Source organism: Streptomyces sp. NPDC036822 (assembly GCF_055609145.1).
Window position 1 is genome coordinate 90,772 of the sequence record NZ_JBVJPY010000002.1, and the last position, 16,062, is coordinate 106,833.

Here is a 16,062-nt window from a genome sequence, read left to right on the forward strand (position 1 = left end):
AAGAGGGGGTGAGAGAGGGCGAGTTGGGGTGAGACGTGTTTGACTTATCTCTCTGTGGGCATGTCGACAAAACGCTGAAGTGACCTCACTGGCTGCGGTATACCAGGTGTACGCGCGTTGCGGGTGGTGCGACGATGGGATTTATGGGGGACAGGGCAACTCTGTTGGAGACAGGGCGGTTTGTGCAGCGGCACGCCAAGAATGCCGCGGACGACATCATCGAGGCGGCGGTGGCCGCCGATGCGACCGTCGACACCACCGCCGAGACCGAGACGGAGACCGAGGCGCGCCACCGGCGCGCCGCCGAGAACGGCGACGCCGCTTCGATGAGCGTGCTCGGCGCGCTGCTGCTGCGCCGTGGGGACCTGGACGGCGCCGAGCCGTACCTGCGCGGGGCCACCGCCGAGGGGGACCGCGCCGCGGCGAACAACCTGGGCGTGCTGCTGCACCAGCGCGGGTACGCCGACGAGGCCGCCGGCTGGTGGCGGGTCGCCGCCGTCGCGGGCTCCGCGCCCGCCGCCCACGCGCTCGGCCGCCACCACCGGGAGCGCGGCGACGAACCGGCCGCCGAGTACTGGCTGCGCCAGTCCGCGGAGCAGGGCCACGCCCTCGGCGCGTACGCCCTCGCCGAACTCCTGGAGCACCGCAGCGACGTCGGGGCCGAGCGCTGGCTGCGGTCCGCCGCCGAACGGGGTCACCGCGAGGCCGCCTACCGGCTGGCCCGCACGCTGGAGCGACGCGCCACCGAGGCGGCCACCGGCCCCGCGGGCACGGGCGCGGCGACGGCCCCGCACGGCATGGGCGGGAGCACGGGAGCGGGCGAGGGCCCCGGGGCGGGTCCCGGCGGCGCCGCGGGCGCCAAGCCCGGGGGAGACCTCGCCGAGGCCGAGCAGTGGTTCCGGCAGGCCGCCGCGCGCGGACACCGGCGGGCCGCGTTGCACCTGGGCGCGATCCTGGAGAAGCGGGGCGAGCTGAAGGAGGCCGGCCGCTGGTACCTCAGCTCGGCCAAGGAGGGCGAGGCCAAGGCCGCCTGCGCCCTCGGCTTCCTGCTGCGCGACGCCGGTGACGAGGAGAGCGCCGCCGTGTGGTGGCTGCGGGCTGCCCAGGACGGCGACGGAAACGCCGCCAACGCCCTCGGCGCACTGCACGCGGCCCGGGGCGAGCAGCAGACCGCCGAGCGCTGGTACCGCGCCGCGATGGACGCGGGCGACGTGAACGGGGCGTACAACCTCGGGCTGCTCTGTGCCGCCCAGGACCGTACCCAGCAGGCCGAGCAGTGGTACCGCCGCGCCGCTTACGCCGGGCACCGCGAGGCCGCCAACGCGCTGGCCGTGCTGCTCCTCCAGGCGGGCGACGCGGGCGGCGCCGAGCCCTGGTTCTCCAAGGCCGCCGAGGCGGGCAGCGTCGACGCCGCCTTCAATCTCGGCATTCTCTACGCGGGTCGCGACGACGACCGTACGGCCCTGAGCTGGTACGAGCGCGCCGCCGCCGCGGGGCACACCGAGGCCGCCCTCCAGGTCGGCATCGCCTGCCTGCGCGACGGCGACGAGCAGTCGGCCGAGCGGCACCTGCGGTGCGCGGCGGGCGGGGGCAGCCCCGAGGCCGCCTTCCGGCTCGCCACCGTGCTCGACGCGCGGCGGCCCGAGCCGGGGCCGCCCGCGCTCGGCGCCTCCCGCGAGGAGAAGAGCGAGTGCGAGGAGTGGTACGAGCGGGCCGCCCAGCAGGGCCACCGGCGGGCCCAGGTCAGGGTCGGCATGCTGGCCGCCGGACGCGGTGACGTGGCCGAGGCGGCGCACTGGTACCGGGAGGCGGCCGAGGCGGGCAGCCGTAACGGCGCGTTCAACCTCGGGCTGCTCCTCGCGCGCGAGGGCAGCGAGCGGGAGGCCGCCCTCTGGTGGACCCGCGCGGCCCGCGCGGGACACGGGCGAGCGGCCCTGCGCCTGGCGCTGCTCGCGGCCCGCAGGGGCGAGCTGACGGAGGGACGCCGCTGGTGCGCCCGCGCCGTGGAGCTCGGTCCCGCCGAGGTGGCCGAGCGGGCCGCCCGGCTGAGCGAGGCGCTCCACCAGGAGCTGACGGCCTGATCCCGCCCGGTTCTCCGGGCTCCGGGCGGCCCCTCCGGGCCGGCCGCCCGGGCCCGGACAAGCGATTTGCGCTGGTCGAGGGCGTCCCGTAAGGTTGTGTTCACCGACGCGGGGTGGAGCAGCTCGGTAGCTCGCTGGGCTCATAACCCAGAGGTCGCAGGTTCAAATCCTGTCCCCGCTACTCAGTAGCGACGAAGGCCCGGATCCAGTCACTGGATCCGGGCCTTCGTCGTGTGTGCGGGTGTGCAGCGCTGCGCGCCGGAAGAGGGGCCGGACGGCGCGAAGGGCCCCCGAACTGAGTCGGGGGCCCTTCGCGGTGTCTCGGGTGGAGCGTGTGCCGGGCGGAGATCCGCCCGGGAGGCCTGCTCAGGCGGAGGTGGCGCAGTTCGGGCAGATGCCCCGGTACGTGACCTCGACGTCCGAGATCGTGAAACCGAAGCGCTCGGAGTCGGGGAGGTCCGCCAGCGGGTTCCCCGCCGGGTGCACGTCGCGGATCGCGCCGCAGCGGCCGCAGACCAGGTGCTGGTGCGGGCGGTGCGCGTTCGGGTCGTACCGCTTGGCGCGGCCGTCCGTCGCGACCTCCATGACCTCGCCGAGGGTGACCATCTCGCCCAGCGTGTTGTAGACGGTCGCCCGCGAGATCTCCGGGAGCCTGCCGACGGCACGCGCGTGCACCTCGTCGGCGGTCAGGTGGACATGGTCCCCATCGAGGACCTCGGCGACGACACGCCGCTGCGCGGTCATCCGCCAGCCGCGGCCGCGCAGTCGTTCCAACAGGTCACTCATGAGGACCAGCCTAACAGTCGGGGGAGCGCCGTCCCGAACGGGTGTGACTTTGGAAGTTCACTTGACTTAGACAATGTCTATCGTAGGATCGAACCCGGCATTGGCCAAGTGGTTCACCTCCGGGCGTGTGATCGGGGGGCCGGCGGCCGACGACAGGACACGCAGGAATGACGCAGGAGGCGCTCGTGACGCAGGGACCGCTCACTACGGAGGCCGGGGCTCCGGTCGCCGACAACCAGAACAGCGAGACGGCGGGCGTCGGCGGTCCCGTCCTCGTCCAGGACCAGCTCCTCCTCGAGAAGCTCGCCCACTTCAACCGTGAGCGCATCCCGGAGCGCGTGGTCCACGCGCGGGGTGCGGGCGCCTACGGCACCTTCACGGTCACCCGTGACGTCTCGCAGTGGACGCGCGCCAAGTTCCTCTCCGAGGTCGGCAAGCAGACCGAGACCTTCCTGCGCTTCTCCACCGTCGCCGGCAACCTCGGCGCGGCCGACGCGGTGCGCGACCCGCGCGGCTGGGCGCTGAAGTTCTACACCGAAGAGGGCAACTACGACCTCGTCGGCAACAACACCCCGGTGTTCTTCATCAAGGACGCCATCAAGTTCCCGGACTTCATCCACACCCAGAAGCGTGACCCGTACACGGGCTCGCAGGAGGCGGACAACGTCTGGGACTTCTGGGGCCTCTCCCCGGAGTCGACCCACCAGGTGACCTGGCTCTTCGGCGACCGCGGCATCCCCGCCTCGTACCGCCACATGAACGGCTACGGCTCGCACACGTTCCAGTGGAACAACGAGGCCGGCGAGGTCTTCTGGGTCAAGTACCACTTCAAGACCGACCAGGGCATCAAGAACCTCACCACCGAGGAGGCCGTCCGCCTCTCGGGCGTCGACCCGGACTCCCACCAGCGCGACCTGCGCGAGTCCATCGAGCGCGGCGACTTCCCGACCTGGACCGTGCAGGTCCAGATCATGCCGGCGGCCGAGGCGGAGAACTACCGCTTCAACCCGTTCGACCTCACCAAGGTGTGGCCGCACGAGGACTACCCGCCGATCGAGATCGGCAAGCTGGAGCTCAACCGCAACCCGGAGAACATCTTCGCCGAGGTCGAGCAGTCGATCTTCAGCCCCGCGCACTTCGTGCCGGGCATCGGCCCCTCCCCGGACAAGATGCTCCAGGGCCGTCTCTTCGCGTACGGCGACGCCCACCGCTACCGCGTCGGCATCAACGCCGACCACCTGCCGGTGAACCGCCCGCACGCCACCGAGGCGCGGACGAACTCCCGTGACGGCTTCCTGTACGACGGCCGCCACAAGGGCGCGAAGAACTACGAGCCGAACTCCTTCGGCGGCCCGCACCAGATCGACCGCCCGCTGTGGCAGTCCGTCCCGGTGACGGGTGTGACCGGCGACCACGCCGCCCCGATCCACTCCGAGGACAACGACTTCGTCCAGGCGGGCAACCTCTACCGCCTGATGTCCGAGGACGAGAAGGGCCGTCTCATCGAGAACCTGGCGGGCTTCATCGCCAAGGTGTCCCGTGACGATATCGCCGAGCGCGCGATCAACAACTTCCGTCAGGCGGACGGTGACTTCGGCAAGCGGCTCGAGGCCGCTGTCCAGGCCCTGCGCGGCTGAGGACGCTTGTCGTAGGTAAGGAGAGGGCCGGACTCCCGCGAGGGGGTCCGGCCCTCTCGTGTGCTAGCCGGCCAGTGAGGGTGCCCGCCGGTGCGCCGGGATCCAGCACCGGATGATGTCGCGGACGGAGACGATGCCGAGCGGCCCCGTCCCGTCGAGCACGACCAGGTGGCGGAAGCCGCCGTGCGTCATGGCCTCCGCGGCCTCCTCCAGGGTCCAGGTGGGTGCGGCGAAGACGACGTTGTTCGTGGTGTGGGCGCCCGCGGTCTCGTGGTCGGGATCCTGGTCCGCGCCGATCGAGTTGAGGATGTCGCGCTCGGTGAGAATGCCGAGGCCGCTGGTGTCGGTGTCCAGAACGATGGCCGCACCGACGCGTCGGGCCGACATCAGCCGGGCCGCCTGTCGGAGGGTGTGAGCGGGCCCGATGGTGAGGACCACCGTGCTCATGGCGTCACGGACGAGCATGAAAGGAGCCACCTCCTTGGTGATTCGTTCCCGCGTTCAACGAGAACGGATTCACAAGTTCACAAGTGGGGGGACTCTCAGAGTTGCATCGGGTGGCCCGGGCGACAAGGGGGCGCGCACGGCACCCGTGGGGGCGCCCGAGGCGATCAAGCGACCGGCTCGACGGCCTCGGAGCCCCTCCGTCCGTCGGTCGTCCGCCTCAGTCCTTCTGGTTCAGATAGCTCAGCAGCTCGCCGTGCAGCAGCCCGTTCGACGCCGCCGCGTTTCCGCTGTGCGGACCGTGCCGCCCGTCGAGACCGGTGAAGGTCCCCCCCGCCTCCTGCACCACGATCGCCGTGGCCGCCATGTCCCAGAGGGACAGCTCCGGCTCCGCGCAGATGTCGACCGCGCCTTCGGCGACCATCATGTACGGCCAGAAGTCGCCGTACGCCCGGGTGCGCCAGCACGCGCGCGTGAGGTCGAGGAAGCCGGGCAGCCGCCCGCGCTCCTCCCAGCCGCTCAGCGACGAGTACGCGAACGACGCGTCCGCCAGCTCCCCGACCTTCGAGACGTGGATACGGCTCGCGGAGGTCAGGCTCCGCCCCGTGTACGCGCCCGCACCCTTCGCCGCCCACCAGCGCCGGCCCAGCGCCGGAGCCGAGACCACGCCGACCACCGGCTGGAAACCGGAGTCGCCGGCCTCCATCAGCGCGATCAGCGTCGCCCAGACCGGCACGCCCCGGACGTAGTTCTTGGTGCCGTCGATCGGGTCGATCACCCAGCGGCGGGGGCCCGTGCCCTCCACGCCGTACTCCTCGCCGAGGATCGCGTCGCGCGGCCGGGCCCGCTGCAGCTGACCGCGGATCAGCTCCTCGGCGGCCTTGTCCGCCTCGCTCACCGGCGTCATGTCCGGCTTGGTCTCGACCTTCAGGTCGAGGGCCTTGAAGCGGTCCATGGTGGCCGCGTCGGCGGCATCAGCGAGGACATGGGCGAGACGCAGATCATCGTGGTAATCGGCCATGGTCGAAACTCTATCTGCCGGAGGGACACGGGCCCACGACAGGCCTTGACAGTGCGTGGCCGCCCGTCAACTCTGAGCGCAGAACCGTTCTGGCCCGGAGGCGACGATGCCTACTGCCCGTGAGGCCCTGCTCAACGCCGCCCTCGCGGCGCTCGCGGGGCTGCCCTGGTCCGCGGTCAGGATGGTCGACGTCGCCTCCGCCGCCGGCGTCTCCCGGCAGACCCTCTACAACGAGTTCGGCAGCAAGGAGGGGCTGGCCCGCGCCCTCGTGCGCCGCGAGGCCGACGCGTACGTCCGGGGCGTCGAGCGGCTGCTCACCGCCCCGGCCCCGCCCGAGCGGAACCTCGCGGCGGTCGCCGAGTGGACCGTCGGCGTGGCGCGGGCCCGCCCGCTGCTCCGGGCGCTGCTCACCGGCTGCTGGAGCGAGCGGCTTCCGGCGCCCCGCCCGGCGCGGGCGCGGGCGCGGGCGGCCGCCCTCCCGGCGCAGCGGCGCGCCGACGCGGGACCGCCGTCACCGGCGGAGCTCCTCGGACAGGCCAGGGACCTGGCGGCCGCCGCGCTGCTCGCGGCGGGCCGGACCGAGGACGAGGCGGAGGCCCTGCGCTCCTGTGAGATCGTCCTGCGCCTCACGCTGTCCTGCGTCGTCGCGCCGCCGGACCCGGCCGATCCGGTGCGCCTGGTCCGCGAGGAGCTGGCCCGGATGCGGGTGCGTCACTCGCTCAGTGCGACGAACCCGAAAGCTGGAGACCGATGACGCCGCAGATCACCAGCGTGATCGAAACGATTTTGAGCGTGGAGACGACGTCCCCCAGGAAGACCATGCCGTAGATCGCCGTGCCGGTCGCGCCGATGCCCGTCCACACCGCGTACGCGGGCCCGACGTCCAGCTTCTTCAGGGAGAGCGTGAGCAGTCCGAAACTGGCCAGGGCGAAGACGGCGAAGGCGATGGTCGGCCAGAGCCGGGTGAAACCGTGCGACAGCTTCAGGCAGACCGCGAACCCCGTCTCCAGGATTCCCGCGAACACCACCAGCAGCCACGCCATCGTCAGTGCCTCCCACGCCGTCGGTGACTGCTTCGTCTCACTTGGTGCGATTATGCACTTACCAACCGAACCCGACCGCAAACGTGCGCGAGTCAGTCACCCTCGCGTCGCTCCCGGGTGGCGAGCAGCCGCCGCAGCGAGTACAGCCGGGCCGGATCGGCGTGCCCCTCCGCCACCCACGCGTCCAGCGCGCACTCCTGCTCGTCATGGCTGCAGGCCCGCGGGCAGTTCTCCGTCCCCGGGACGAGATCGGGGAAGGCGAGGATGACCCGGGACGGGTCGACGTGGTGCAGGCCGAAGGACCGCACGCCCGGGGTGTCGATCACCCAGCCCCCCTCCTCGTCGTTCAACGGGAGCGCCAGGGCCGAGGTGGTGGTGTGCCGGCCGCGGCCGGTGACCGCGTTGACATGGCCCGTCGAACGTCGCCGGTCCTCCGGGACCAGGGCGTTGACCAGCGTCGTCTTCCCGACACCCGAGTGCCCGACGAACGCCGTCGTGCGCCCCTTGAGGTGCTCGTGCACCCGCTCGGCGGCGACCCCGTCGACGAACTCGTCGCGCGTGGTCACGACGTGCGGCACACCCAGCGCCCCGTACATCTCCAGCAGCTCGTCCGGCTTGGCCAGATCCGACTTCGTGAGCACGAGCAGCGGGGTGAGCCCGCCGTCGTAGGCGGCGACCAGGCAGCGGTCGATCAGCCGGGGGCGCGGCTCGGGGTCGGCGAGCGCGGTGACGATCGCCAGCTGGTCGGCGTTGGCGACCACGACCCGCTCGAACGGATCGTCGTCGTCGGCCGTGCGGCGCAGGACGGAGCTGCGCTCGCTGATCCGGACGATGCGGGCCAGGGTGTCCTTCTCGCCGGAGAGGTCGCCCACGATGGAGACCCGGTCCCCGACCACGGCGGCCTTGCGGCCCAGCTCGCGCGCCTTCATGGCCAGGACGACGCGGTCGTCCACCAGACAGGTGAGACGGCCCCGGTCCACGGTGAGGACCATGCCCTCGACCGCGTCCTCGTGCTTCGGACGGATGTTGGTACGGGGACGGTTGCCCTTGCGGTTCGGCCGCTGGCGGATGTCGTCCTCGTCGGTGTTCTTCCCGTAACGCCGCATGGCTCAGGCTCCGAGCATTTCGGTCCACATCGTCGGGAAGTCCGGCAACGTCTTGGCCGTCGTCGCCACGTCCTCGATCCGCACGCCCTCGACGGCCAGGCCGATGATCGCGCCCGCCGTCGCCATGCGGTGGTCGTGGTACGTGCGGAAGACGCCGCCGTGCAGCGGGCGCGGGCGGATGTGCAGACCGTCCTCGGTCTCCGTCACGTCGCCGCCCAGCTCGTTGATCTCCTTGGTGAGCGCCGCCAGCCGGTCCGTCTCGTGGAGACGCAGATGCGCCACGCCGCGCAGCGTGGACGGCGAGTCGGCCAGGGCGGCGACCGCCGCGATGCCGGGGGTGAGTTCGCCGACCTCGCCGAGGTCGACGTCGATGCCGTGGATCCGGCCCGTCCCCGTGAAGGTCAGACCGGCGTCGGTCAGCTCGCAGGAGCCACCCATCTCGGTGAAGATCTCGCGCAGCGCGTCACCGGGCTGGGTGGTCCTGGCCGGCCAGTCCGGGACGGTCACCCGGCCGCCGGTGACCAGGGCCGCGGCCAGGAACGGCTGGGCGTTGGACAGGTCCGGCTCGACCGTCAGGTCCCGGCCGAGCAGCGCGGAGGGGGAGACCCGCCAGACGTTCGGCTCGCCACCCGTCTCCGGCTCGTCGACCTGCGCGCCGACCATCCGCAGCATGTCGACGGTCATCCGGATGTGGGGCAGGGAGGGGAGCTTCGCGCCGACGTGGCGGACCTCCACTCCCTGGTTGAAGCGGGGCGCGGAGAGCAGCAGGGCGCTGACGAACTGCGAGGAGGAGGAGGCGTCGATCTCCACCGGGCCGCCGTCCAGAGCGCCGCCGCCGTGCACGGTCATCGGCAGCGCGCCGCGCCCGTCGTCCTCGACCCGGGCGCCGAGCACGCGCAGCGCGTCGATCACCCCGTGCAGCGGCCGCTCGTGCGAACGGGCGTCGCCGTCGAAGTGCACAGGACCGTCGGCGAGGGCGGCGACCGGCGGCAGGAAGCGCATGACCGTACCGGCGTTGCCGACGTCCACGGTCGCGGGGCCGCGCAGGGGGGCCGGAATGATCCGCCAGGCCTCGCCCGTACCGTCCGGGCCGACGCCCTCCTCGATCCGGACGCCCAGCGTGCGCAGGGCCTCGGCCATCAGCAGCGTGTCGCGGGACCGCAGCGGGCGGCGCAGCCAGCCCGGCTCGGCGGCGAGGGCGGCCAGCACCAGGCCGCGGTTGGTGACCGACTTCGACCCGGGCACGGTGACGGTCGCGTCGACTGCTCCGCTCGCGTACGGGGCGGTCCAGAGGTCGGAGTTCGGGTCGAGACGAGCGGAGCTTTCGGTCATGCCCTCACTTTAGTGGGGCCCACACCGACGGGGGCCCGACACCGGCCGTGGTGCACGGGATCCGCCGGATGGACCGGCCCGCCGGGCGGCGCCCCGGCTCAGAGTCCCAGCAGCCAGCGGCCTCCGCCGATGAGGGAGCAGATCGAGACGGCGTGGAAGAAGAAGAGCCAGATCGCCGCGTGGGCGTGCGTGAGGCGGGCGAGCTGGTCGGCGTCCGAGTCGGGGGCGCCTCCGTGGCGCCTCTTGCGCTGGAGCTCGAAGACCGGGCGGACCCCGCCCAGGAGCAGGAACCAGACGACGGAGTACGCGAACGCCGACTGGACGTCCGGGCCGGTCAGCCACGAGACCAGGAGGAAGGCCGTTCCGGTGAGGAGGACGGTGAAGATCCCGTAGGCGTTGCGGACCATCACCAGGAGCGCCAGCAGAAGGGCGGTCGCCACCCACAGCAGCAGCGTGATGCGGTGGTCGGCCAGGAGCCAGGCCCCGCCGAGGCCCAGCAGCGGGGCGGCGGTGTAGCCGGCGGCCGCGGTCAGGATCATGCCGATGCCGCGCGGGCGGCCACGGGAGACGGTCAGACCGCTGGTGTCGGAGTGCAGCCGGACGGCCTGGAGCCGGCGGCCGGTGGCGAGGGCGATCAGCCCGTGTCCGCCCTCGTGGGCGATGGTGATCGCGTTGCGCGAGAGGCGCCACGCCGTCCTGGGGAGGACGGCGACCAGGGCGGCGACGGCGGTGACGATCACCAGCCACAGTTCCGGGGCGGGCTGGGTGCCGAGGACTTCGGTCATGGGCGGGACGTGCTCCTCGGGTCGGGGGACGGGGCCGGTGCGGGGCGCGGTCGTCGGAAGGTGGTGGTCGGGAGACGGGAGGGAGTGGCAGTGTGGCACGTATGTGCGGACGGTATGCGGCGAGTCGACGGCCCGAGGACCTGGTCGGTCTCTTCGAGGTCGAGAAGTGGGAGCCCGAGGAGACCTTGGCTCCGGACTGGAACGTGGCCCCCACGAAGGAGGTCTACGCGGTACTGGAGCGTCCACTGAAAGACGCGGAATCACCTCGGCCGGTTCGCCAGCTGCGGACACTGAAGTGGGGCCTCGTCCCGTCCTGGTCGAAGACGCCCGAGGGCGCGGCCCGGATGATCAACGCCAGGGCCGAGACGGTGCACGAGAAGCCGTCGTTCAAGCGGGCGCTCTCCGCGCGGCGCTGCCTCCTGCCCGCCGACGGCTATTACGAGTGGGTGACCGGGTCCGGCGAGCGGGAGCTGGAGGTCGAGGGGAAGAAGAAGCGGCCCCGCAAGCAGCCCTACTTCGTGACCCCGGCGGACGGCTCGGTCTTCGCGATGGCGGGGCTCTACGAGTTCTGGCGTGACCGGACGCTGCCCGACGACCACCCGGCGGCGTGGTGGGTGACGTGCTCGGTCATCACCACGGAGGCGGAGACCGGCCCCCTGGGGGTCGCCCCGGAGGAGGGCCCCCGGTCGCTGGCCGACATCCACCCCCGGATGCCGCTCATGCTGACGCCCGACCGCTGGGACGCCTGGCTCGACCCGCGCATGACCGACGTCGAGGAAGTGCGCTCCCTGCTCTCCCCTCCGGCGGAGGGCCTGATGCGGGCCTACCCGGTGGCGACCGCCGTGAGCAACGTCCGCAACAACGGCCCGGAACTGCTCGAGGAGCTGGACGGGCCGGAGGTCGCCACCCTCTTCTGAACCCTGAACCCTGAACCCTGAACCCTGAACCGCGTGGTGCGCCGCTGCGCCGCGAACGCGCCCCGGCGCCGCAGGGCGGCAGGATGGGGACGTGACGAAGAGCGAGATCGTATCGACCGAGGCCGGGGACGCGCGGATCACCTGGCACCCCGGCAGGAAGCCCTGGACGGTCCTCGCCGTCGGCCACGGTGCCGGCGGCGGGATCGAGGCGCGGGACCTGGTGGCCCTCGCCGCGGCGCTGCCCGCGCACGGGGTGACCGTGGCGCTGGTCGAACAGCCCTGGCGGGTCGCGGGGAAGAAGCTCGCGCCCGCCCCCAGGACGCTGGACACCGGCTGGCGCGGCCTCTGGCCGGCGCTCGCCCGGCCGGGGCTCCCCGTGATCGCCGGCGGGCGCAGCGCCGGGGCCCGGGTCGCCTGCCGCACCGGCGCGGAGCTCGGCGCGGCGGCCGTGCTCGCCCTGAGCTTCCCCCTCCACCCGCCCGGCAAGCCGGAGAAGACGCGCGCCGACGAGCTCCTCGGCACCGGACTGCCCACCCTCGTCGTGCAGGGCGGCAACGACCCCTTCGGGAAGCCCGGGGAGTTCCCCGAAGGGGAGTACAGCCTCGTCGAGGTGCCCTACGGAGATCACGGCTTCGCCGTCCCCAAGCGCGCGCCCCTCGGCCAGGACGAGGCCCTCGCCCTCCTCACGGCCGAAGTCACCACGTGGGCCACGTCACTTCGCTGACGCCGGGCGGGCGGCGGGAATGCGGAGGGGGGGACCCCTGTTGTCACGGACATCGGTGAGAGAGCAAGGAAGAGGGAGTCCGTCGTATGGGTTCGACCATCTGCCCCCAGCGCCCGCAGGCCGCTGACCTCGACTGGACGGTCCTGCCCGCGGCCAAGATCGCCCCTATTCGGGCGGCGGGCGGAGCGGTTCCTCGTCTATCCTCCGAAACGAGCGGGTCCGCACTCGGGCTCGCCACCGCGCTGGAGGAGGTGGGTCCGGTCACTGGGACCGACACAGGGACCGACGACGGCCCCGAGGAGACGACCGCGGAGCGCAACGCGCGCTTCGAGCGGGACGCCCTCGGCTACCTCGACCAGATGTACTCCGCCGCGCTGCGGATGACGCGCAATCCCGCGGACGCCGAGGACCTGGTCCAGGAGACGTACGCCAAGGCGTACGGCTCGTTCCACCAGTTCCGCGAGGGTACGAACCTGAAGGCGTGGATGTACCGCATCCTGACCAACACCTTCATCAACTCGTACCGCAAGAAGCAGCGCGAGCCCCAGCGCAGTGCCGCCGAGGAGATCGAGGACTGGCAGCTCGCCCGCGCCGAGTCGCACATGTCGACCGGTCTGCGGTCGGCCGAGTCCCAGGCCCTCGACCACCTGCCGGACTCCGACGTGAAGGAAGCCCTCCAGGCGATCCCGGAGGAGTTCCGCATCGCCGTCTATCTCGCGGACGTCGAGGGCTTTGCGTACAAGGAGATCGCGGACATCATGGGGACACCCATCGGTACGGTGATGTCCCGGCTGCACCGGGGCCGCCGCCAGCTGCGCGGCATGCTCGAGGACTACGCTCGCGACCGCGGGCTGGTTCCCGCGGGCGCCGGAGAGTCGAACGATCTGAAAGGCTCGGGCTCATGAGCTGCGGAGAGCCGCACGAGACGGACTGCTCAGAGGTCCTGGATCATCTCTACGAGTTCCTCGACCACGAGATGCCCGACAGTGACTGCACCAAGTTCGAGGTGCACTTCGAGGAGTGCTCCCCGTGCCTGGAGAAGTACGGCCTGGAGCAGGCGGTGAAGAAGCTCGTCAAGCGCTGCTGCGGCAGCGACGACGTCCCCACCGATCTGCGGGCCAAGGTGATGGGCCGGATCGACCTCATCCGTTCGGGTCAACTGGTTCCGGAACAAGACGTGACGGACGTGACCGACGTGTCGGCCGCCGCCCCGGAGTGACGCCCGGCCGCCGGGGAACGACGCCCCGGCGGTAACGCACGACACGCACATCCGCACACGTCACATCCGACACACAGGACGACGACGAGAGGGCCACCGCGACGCGCTCGCGGCGGCTCTCGCGCGTATATCAGCTTGTATCACCCGATGGTGCGAATCGGCGGCAGCGGGACGTTCCCGCCCGCCCGACTCGCTAGCGTGACGGGGGTGATGGGCGTGATGGTGATTCCGCGAGCGGCACGCGTGTACATCGGCTGCGCGCTGCTCGGCGCCGTCGCGTGCGGCGCTCCCGCGCTGCGCCCCGGCGCCCAGACCCCCTGGGACGTGGTGGCGCTGCTCGCCGCCCTGTACGCCGTCTGCGAGCTGCCCGCGCGCCGCCGGCCGCCCGGCGGCTCCGGACCGCCCGGCGCCGGCTCCTTCTTCGCCGTCCTGCTGGCCGCCGCGCTCCTCCTGCCGCCCTCCGCCGCCGCCCTCACGGCCCTGCCCGGCGCCCTCCTCGCCCGGGTCGACCAGCCCCCCGCCCTGGTACGCCGCCTCTGGCGGGCCGCCCAGCTGGTGATCGCGGTCGGGGCCGCCGCGCTCGTCGCCGAGGCCCTGCGCCCCGACCGGGCCCTGGGGAACGGCCCTCACACCCCCGACTTCCCCTACGCCCTGCTCCCGGCCGGCGCGGCCGCGCTCACCTTCTGCCTCGTCATGACCGCCCTGGACGGCGGGATCCGGGCCACGGCCGAGGGGCTCGCGCCGCGCACCGCCTGGCGCGGGCTGTTCGGCCGGGCGCTCGCCCCCCATGCGGTCCACGGGCTCGCCGGACTGATGATGGCCGTCCTCTGGCGCAGCTCGTACGGGCCCGTCGCCGCCCTCTTCGTCCTGCTGCCCATGTACATCTCCTGCTGGGTCTTCGCCCAGTACCACCGCGAACGGGCCGCCCATCAGGCCACGATCCGCGCCCTCGTCCAGGCCGTGGACATCAAGGACAGGTACACCCGCGGGCACAGCGAACGCGTCGGCCGGGCCTCGGTGCTGATCGCCCGTGAGCTGGGGATGGCGGAGGAGCGGCTGGAGAACCTGCGGTTCGCCGGGATCCTCCACGACGTGGGAAAGCTGGGCGTGCCGACGCGGGTGCTGCGCAAGGACGGCCCCCTGACGGCGCAGGAACGCCGGGTCATCGAGCTGCACCCCGAGTACGGCCACGAGATCGTCCGGGGCATCGGCTTCCTCGGCGAGGCGCGGTCGGCGATCCTGCACCACCACGAACGCATGGACGGCAGCGGCTACCCCTACGGGCTCAAGGGGGAGCAGATTCCGGAGTTCGCCCGGGTGGTAGCCGTCGCCGACGCCTTCGACGCGATGACGTCGACCCGCTCCTACAGCCGCGCCCGGCCGGTGGGGACGGCGGTGGCCGAGCTGGAGCGGTGCGCGGGCACCCACTTCGACCCGCGGATGGTACGGGCGCTGGTGCGGGCCCTGGACCGGCACGGCTGGCAGACCACCGTCACCGCCGACGAGCCGCCGCGCCCCGGAACCGCCCTCCCGCCGCCCCGCCCCCAGGGCCGGTCCGCCACCGCCCGGGCGACGGACACCGGCCCGGCCCGCCACGGTGACGCCGCCGGCCCCGAGCACGCCGCGCCCCGGCGCCGGGGCGGCGCGTGAGGGGCGGGGGCGTCACCGTCGCGGCGGTCTACGGATCGGCGTTCCTGCTCACGGCCGGCGCGTTCGCCTCCACCCTCTGGTACGGCCTCGCCGAACCGGGCAACGCCCTCGCCTTCGGCGTGCTCATCGCCCTCGGCGAGTTCGCCCGCTGGGGCGCCCTGCCGGGGGAGAGGGAGCCCGCGCCGCTCGCCGCCGCCGGAGCGCTCGCGTACGCCCTCCTCGGCGAGAGCGGCGGCGTCCCCACCACCCACGGGGTGCCGCAGACCGTCGCCGTCGTCGTCGCCGGCGGGCTCGTCGGCATCGTGCCCCACGTGGCCCGGGGCAAGGGCCCCGGCCTCGACCACCTCGCCCGGCGCATCCTCACGGTCGGCTTCGCCGCCCTCTGCTTCCAGCCGCTCTACAACAGCGGCGAGGTCACCCACCATCTCGGCCGGGGCCCCTCCTACGCGCTCTTCCTGCTCCTGCTCCTCCTCCTCACCGCCCTCTGCGACGCCGTCGTCGCCGCCCTGCTGCTCCGCGCCCGTACGGCCCCCCGGGGCGCCCTGCGGCGCACGGGAGGCACCCCCGCCCCCTACGGCCCCCTGCTCCGCGACGAACTGCGCGCCCTGATCGGCATCGGCTCCGCCGTCGGCGCCACGGGCACGGTCATGGCCCTGGGCGTGGCCGCCACCGGCCTGTGGGCGCTGCCGGTCTTCTGCGTCCCGCTGCTGCTCGCCCAGGTCTCCTTCCGCCGCTACACCGCCGTACGGACCACGAACGGCCAGACGATCGCCTCCCTCGCCCGCGCCACCGAGATCGCCGGCTACACCCCGCCCGGCCACGCCCACAGGGTCGCCGCCCTCAGTACGGCCGTCGGACGCGAGCTGGGCCTCTCCGGGCCCGACCTGACCGTTCTGGAGTACGCGGCGCTGATGCACGACATCGGCCAGCTCTCCCTCCTCGACCCCGTCCCCGACGGAGCCACCGCCCCCCTCCCCGCCGAGGACCAGCGCCGGATAGCGCTGCTCGGCGGCGCCGTCGTACGCCAGACCGGTGTCCCGCCGGCCGTCGCCGTGGTCGTGGAACGGCTGGCCGACCCCTACGGCGAGCAGCCGCTGCCCGCCCGGATCGTCCGAACGGTCAACGCCTACGACGACTGGTCGAGGGACGGGGCCGGGGGCGCCCTGAAGGCCATGGAACGCCTGCGTCTGGGGACCGCGCGGGACTTCCACCCGGAGGTCGTGGAGTCCCTGGCCAGAGTCCTGGCACGCGGCGGCGTCGCCCCCGCCCCTCCTGGGTAACCCATGGGTAATGAGCGCGCGTCCAACCGGGCATGGT

General features: G+C 72.8%; 16 protein-coding genes and 1 tRNA gene. 10 read left to right on the top strand and 7 right to left on the bottom strand.

Features of this window, described 5'->3' with window-relative positions; genetic code table 11:
- Positions 1–134 precede the first annotated feature (134 nt).
- Both ACZ68P_RS04810 and ACZ68P_RS04815 read left to right on the top strand, forming a co-directional pair.
- Positions 135–2,081: a tetratricopeptide repeat protein gene (locus tag ACZ68P_RS04810; protein ID WP_471002672.1), complete on the top strand. Its 1,947-nt coding sequence runs from the start codon at positions 135–137 to the stop codon at positions 2,079–2,081.
- Positions 2,082–2,188: 107 nt separating this feature from the next.
- Positions 2,189–2,262, top strand: a tRNA-Met gene (locus tag ACZ68P_RS04815).
- Between the two features lie 185 nt (positions 2,263–2,447).
- Here ACZ68P_RS04815 and ACZ68P_RS04820 read toward each other — a convergent pair.
- The gene (locus ACZ68P_RS04820) at positions 2,448–2,867 is read right to left on the bottom strand and encodes a Fur family transcriptional regulator (RefSeq protein WP_365714496.1); all 420 of its coding nucleotides are present in this window, start codon (positions 2,865–2,867) and stop codon (positions 2,448–2,450) included.
- 167 nt (positions 2,868–3,034) lie between these two features.
- On the opposite strand from ACZ68P_RS04820, the gene ACZ68P_RS04825 reads away from it, so the two are divergent.
- Positions 3,035–4,504: a catalase gene (locus ACZ68P_RS04825; RefSeq protein ID WP_365714497.1), complete on the top strand. Its 1,470-nt coding sequence runs from the start codon at positions 3,035–3,037 to the stop codon at positions 4,502–4,504.
- A 63-nt stretch (positions 4,505–4,567) separates the two neighbouring features.
- Here the strand turns inward: ACZ68P_RS04825 and ACZ68P_RS04830 are convergent, their stop codons facing one another.
- The gene (locus tag ACZ68P_RS04830; RefSeq protein WP_365714498.1) at positions 4,568–4,969 is read right to left on the bottom strand and encodes a CBS domain-containing protein; all 402 of its coding nucleotides are present in this window, start codon (positions 4,967–4,969) and stop codon (positions 4,568–4,570) included.
- A 199-nt stretch (positions 4,970–5,168) separates the two neighbouring features.
- On the bottom strand, positions 5,169–5,969 hold the full coding sequence (gene hisN, locus ACZ68P_RS04835) for a histidinol-phosphatase (protein WP_471002679.1): 801 nt from the start codon (positions 5,967–5,969) through the stop codon (positions 5,169–5,171).
- Between the two features lie 106 nt (positions 5,970–6,075).
- On the opposite strand from hisN, the gene ACZ68P_RS04840 reads away from it, so the two are divergent.
- Positions 6,076–6,723: a TetR/AcrR family transcriptional regulator gene (locus tag ACZ68P_RS04840; protein WP_471002682.1), complete on the top strand. Its 648-nt coding sequence runs from the start codon at positions 6,076–6,078 to the stop codon at positions 6,721–6,723.
- Here the strand turns inward: ACZ68P_RS04840 and ACZ68P_RS04845 are convergent.
- The 4 genes from ACZ68P_RS04845 to ACZ68P_RS04860 all read right to left on the bottom strand — a co-directional run bounded on the left by ACZ68P_RS04845 (position 6,689) and on the right by ACZ68P_RS04860 (position 10,235).
- Positions 6,689–7,012 carry a DMT family transporter gene (locus tag ACZ68P_RS04845; protein ID WP_365714501.1) on the bottom strand — a complete coding sequence of 108 codons (324 nt, stop codon included), beginning with the start codon at positions 7,010–7,012 and terminating at the stop codon, positions 6,689–6,691. The genes ACZ68P_RS04840 and ACZ68P_RS04845 overlap by 35 nt on opposite strands.
- Before the next feature lie 92 nt (positions 7,013–7,104).
- The gene (gene rsgA, locus ACZ68P_RS04850; RefSeq protein ID WP_471002685.1) at positions 7,105–8,118 is read right to left on the bottom strand and encodes a ribosome small subunit-dependent GTPase A; all 1,014 of its coding nucleotides are present in this window, start codon (positions 8,116–8,118) and stop codon (positions 7,105–7,107) included.
- A 3-nt stretch (positions 8,119–8,121) separates the two neighbouring features.
- On the bottom strand, positions 8,122–9,450 hold the full coding sequence (gene aroA / locus ACZ68P_RS04855; protein ID WP_471002688.1) for a 3-phosphoshikimate 1-carboxyvinyltransferase: 1,329 nt from the start codon (positions 9,448–9,450) through the stop codon (positions 8,122–8,124).
- A gap of 98 nt (positions 9,451–9,548) precedes the next feature.
- Positions 9,549–10,235, bottom strand: coding sequence for a M50 family metallopeptidase (locus ACZ68P_RS04860; RefSeq protein WP_471002691.1), 687 nt, complete (start codon positions 10,233–10,235; stop codon positions 9,549–9,551).
- 101 nt (positions 10,236–10,336) lie between these two features.
- On the opposite strand from ACZ68P_RS04860, the gene ACZ68P_RS04865 reads away from it, so the two are divergent.
- The 6 genes from ACZ68P_RS04865 to ACZ68P_RS04890 all read left to right on the top strand — a co-directional run bounded on the left by ACZ68P_RS04865 (position 10,337) and on the right by ACZ68P_RS04890 (position 16,025).
- Complete coding sequence (locus ACZ68P_RS04865; RefSeq protein ID WP_471002693.1) at positions 10,337–11,152, top strand: SOS response-associated peptidase; 816 nt, start codon at positions 10,337–10,339, stop codon at positions 11,150–11,152.
- A 91-nt stretch (positions 11,153–11,243) separates the two neighbouring features.
- Positions 11,244–11,876: an alpha/beta hydrolase family protein gene (locus ACZ68P_RS04870; RefSeq protein ID WP_471002696.1), complete on the top strand. Its 633-nt coding sequence runs from the start codon at positions 11,244–11,246 to the stop codon at positions 11,874–11,876.
- Between the two features lie 251 nt (positions 11,877–12,127).
- The gene (locus ACZ68P_RS04875; protein ID WP_365714534.1) at positions 12,128–12,781 is read left to right on the top strand and encodes a sigma-70 family RNA polymerase sigma factor; all 654 of its coding nucleotides are present in this window, start codon (positions 12,128–12,130) and stop codon (positions 12,779–12,781) included.
- Positions 12,778–13,095 carry a mycothiol system anti-sigma-R factor gene (gene rsrA, locus ACZ68P_RS04880; protein ID WP_471002699.1) on the top strand — a complete coding sequence of 106 codons (318 nt, stop codon included), beginning with the start codon at positions 12,778–12,780 and terminating at the stop codon, positions 13,093–13,095. Before ACZ68P_RS04875 ends, rsrA begins: the two co-directional genes overlap by 4 nt.
- A 219-nt stretch (positions 13,096–13,314) precedes the next feature.
- The gene (locus ACZ68P_RS04885; protein ID WP_471002702.1) at positions 13,315–14,745 is read left to right on the top strand and encodes an HD-GYP domain-containing protein; all 1,431 of its coding nucleotides are present in this window, start codon (positions 13,315–13,317) and stop codon (positions 14,743–14,745) included.
- A complete protein-coding gene (locus ACZ68P_RS04890) occupies positions 14,742–16,025 on the top strand; it encodes an HD-GYP domain-containing protein (protein ID WP_471002705.1) in 1,284 nt (427 codons plus the stop codon). The genes ACZ68P_RS04885 and ACZ68P_RS04890 overlap by 4 nt, the downstream gene beginning before the upstream one ends.
- The last annotated feature ends 37 nt before the right edge of the window (positions 16,026–16,062 follow it).

What these genes read in the sequence shown, in the direction of transcription:
- rsrA (WP_471002699.1), top strand. Translation starts at nt 12,778, where the DNA reads ATGAGCTGCGGAGAGCCGCACGAGACGGACTGCTCAGAGGTCCTGGAT.
- ACZ68P_RS04810 (WP_471002672.1), top strand. Translation starts at nt 135, where the DNA reads ATGGGATTTATGGGGGACAGGGCAACTCTGTTGGAGACAGGGCGGTTT.
- ACZ68P_RS04840 (WP_471002682.1), top strand. Translation starts at nt 6,076, where the DNA reads ATGCCTACTGCCCGTGAGGCCCTGCTCAACGCCGCCCTCGCGGCGCTC.
- ACZ68P_RS04845 (WP_365714501.1), bottom strand. Translation starts at nt 7,012, where the DNA reads ATGGCGTGGCTGCTGGTGGTGTTCGCGGGAATCCTGGAGACGGGGTTC.
- ACZ68P_RS04860 (WP_471002691.1), bottom strand. Translation starts at nt 10,235, where the DNA reads ATGACCGAAGTCCTCGGCACCCAGCCCGCCCCGGAACTGTGGCTGGTG.
- ACZ68P_RS04865 (WP_471002693.1), top strand. Translation starts at nt 10,337, where the DNA reads ATGTGCGGACGGTATGCGGCGAGTCGACGGCCCGAGGACCTGGTCGGT.
- aroA (WP_471002688.1), bottom strand. Translation starts at nt 9,450, where the DNA reads ATGACCGAAAGCTCCGCTCGTCTCGACCCGAACTCCGACCTCTGGACC.
- ACZ68P_RS04885 (WP_471002702.1), top strand. Translation starts at nt 13,315, where the DNA reads ATGGTGATTCCGCGAGCGGCACGCGTGTACATCGGCTGCGCGCTGCTC.
- hisN (WP_471002679.1), bottom strand. Translation starts at nt 5,969, where the DNA reads ATGGCCGATTACCACGATGATCTGCGTCTCGCCCATGTCCTCGCTGAT.
- ACZ68P_RS04830 (WP_365714498.1), bottom strand. Translation starts at nt 4,969, where the DNA reads ATGCTCGTCCGTGACGCCATGAGCACGGTGGTCCTCACCATCGGGCCC.
- rsgA (WP_471002685.1), bottom strand. Translation starts at nt 8,118, where the DNA reads ATGCGGCGTTACGGGAAGAACACCGACGAGGACGACATCCGCCAGCGG.
- ACZ68P_RS04820 (WP_365714496.1), bottom strand. Translation starts at nt 2,867, where the DNA reads ATGAGTGACCTGTTGGAACGACTGCGCGGCCGCGGCTGGCGGATGACC.
- ACZ68P_RS04825 (WP_365714497.1), top strand. Translation starts at nt 3,035, where the DNA reads ATGACGCAGGAGGCGCTCGTGACGCAGGGACCGCTCACTACGGAGGCC.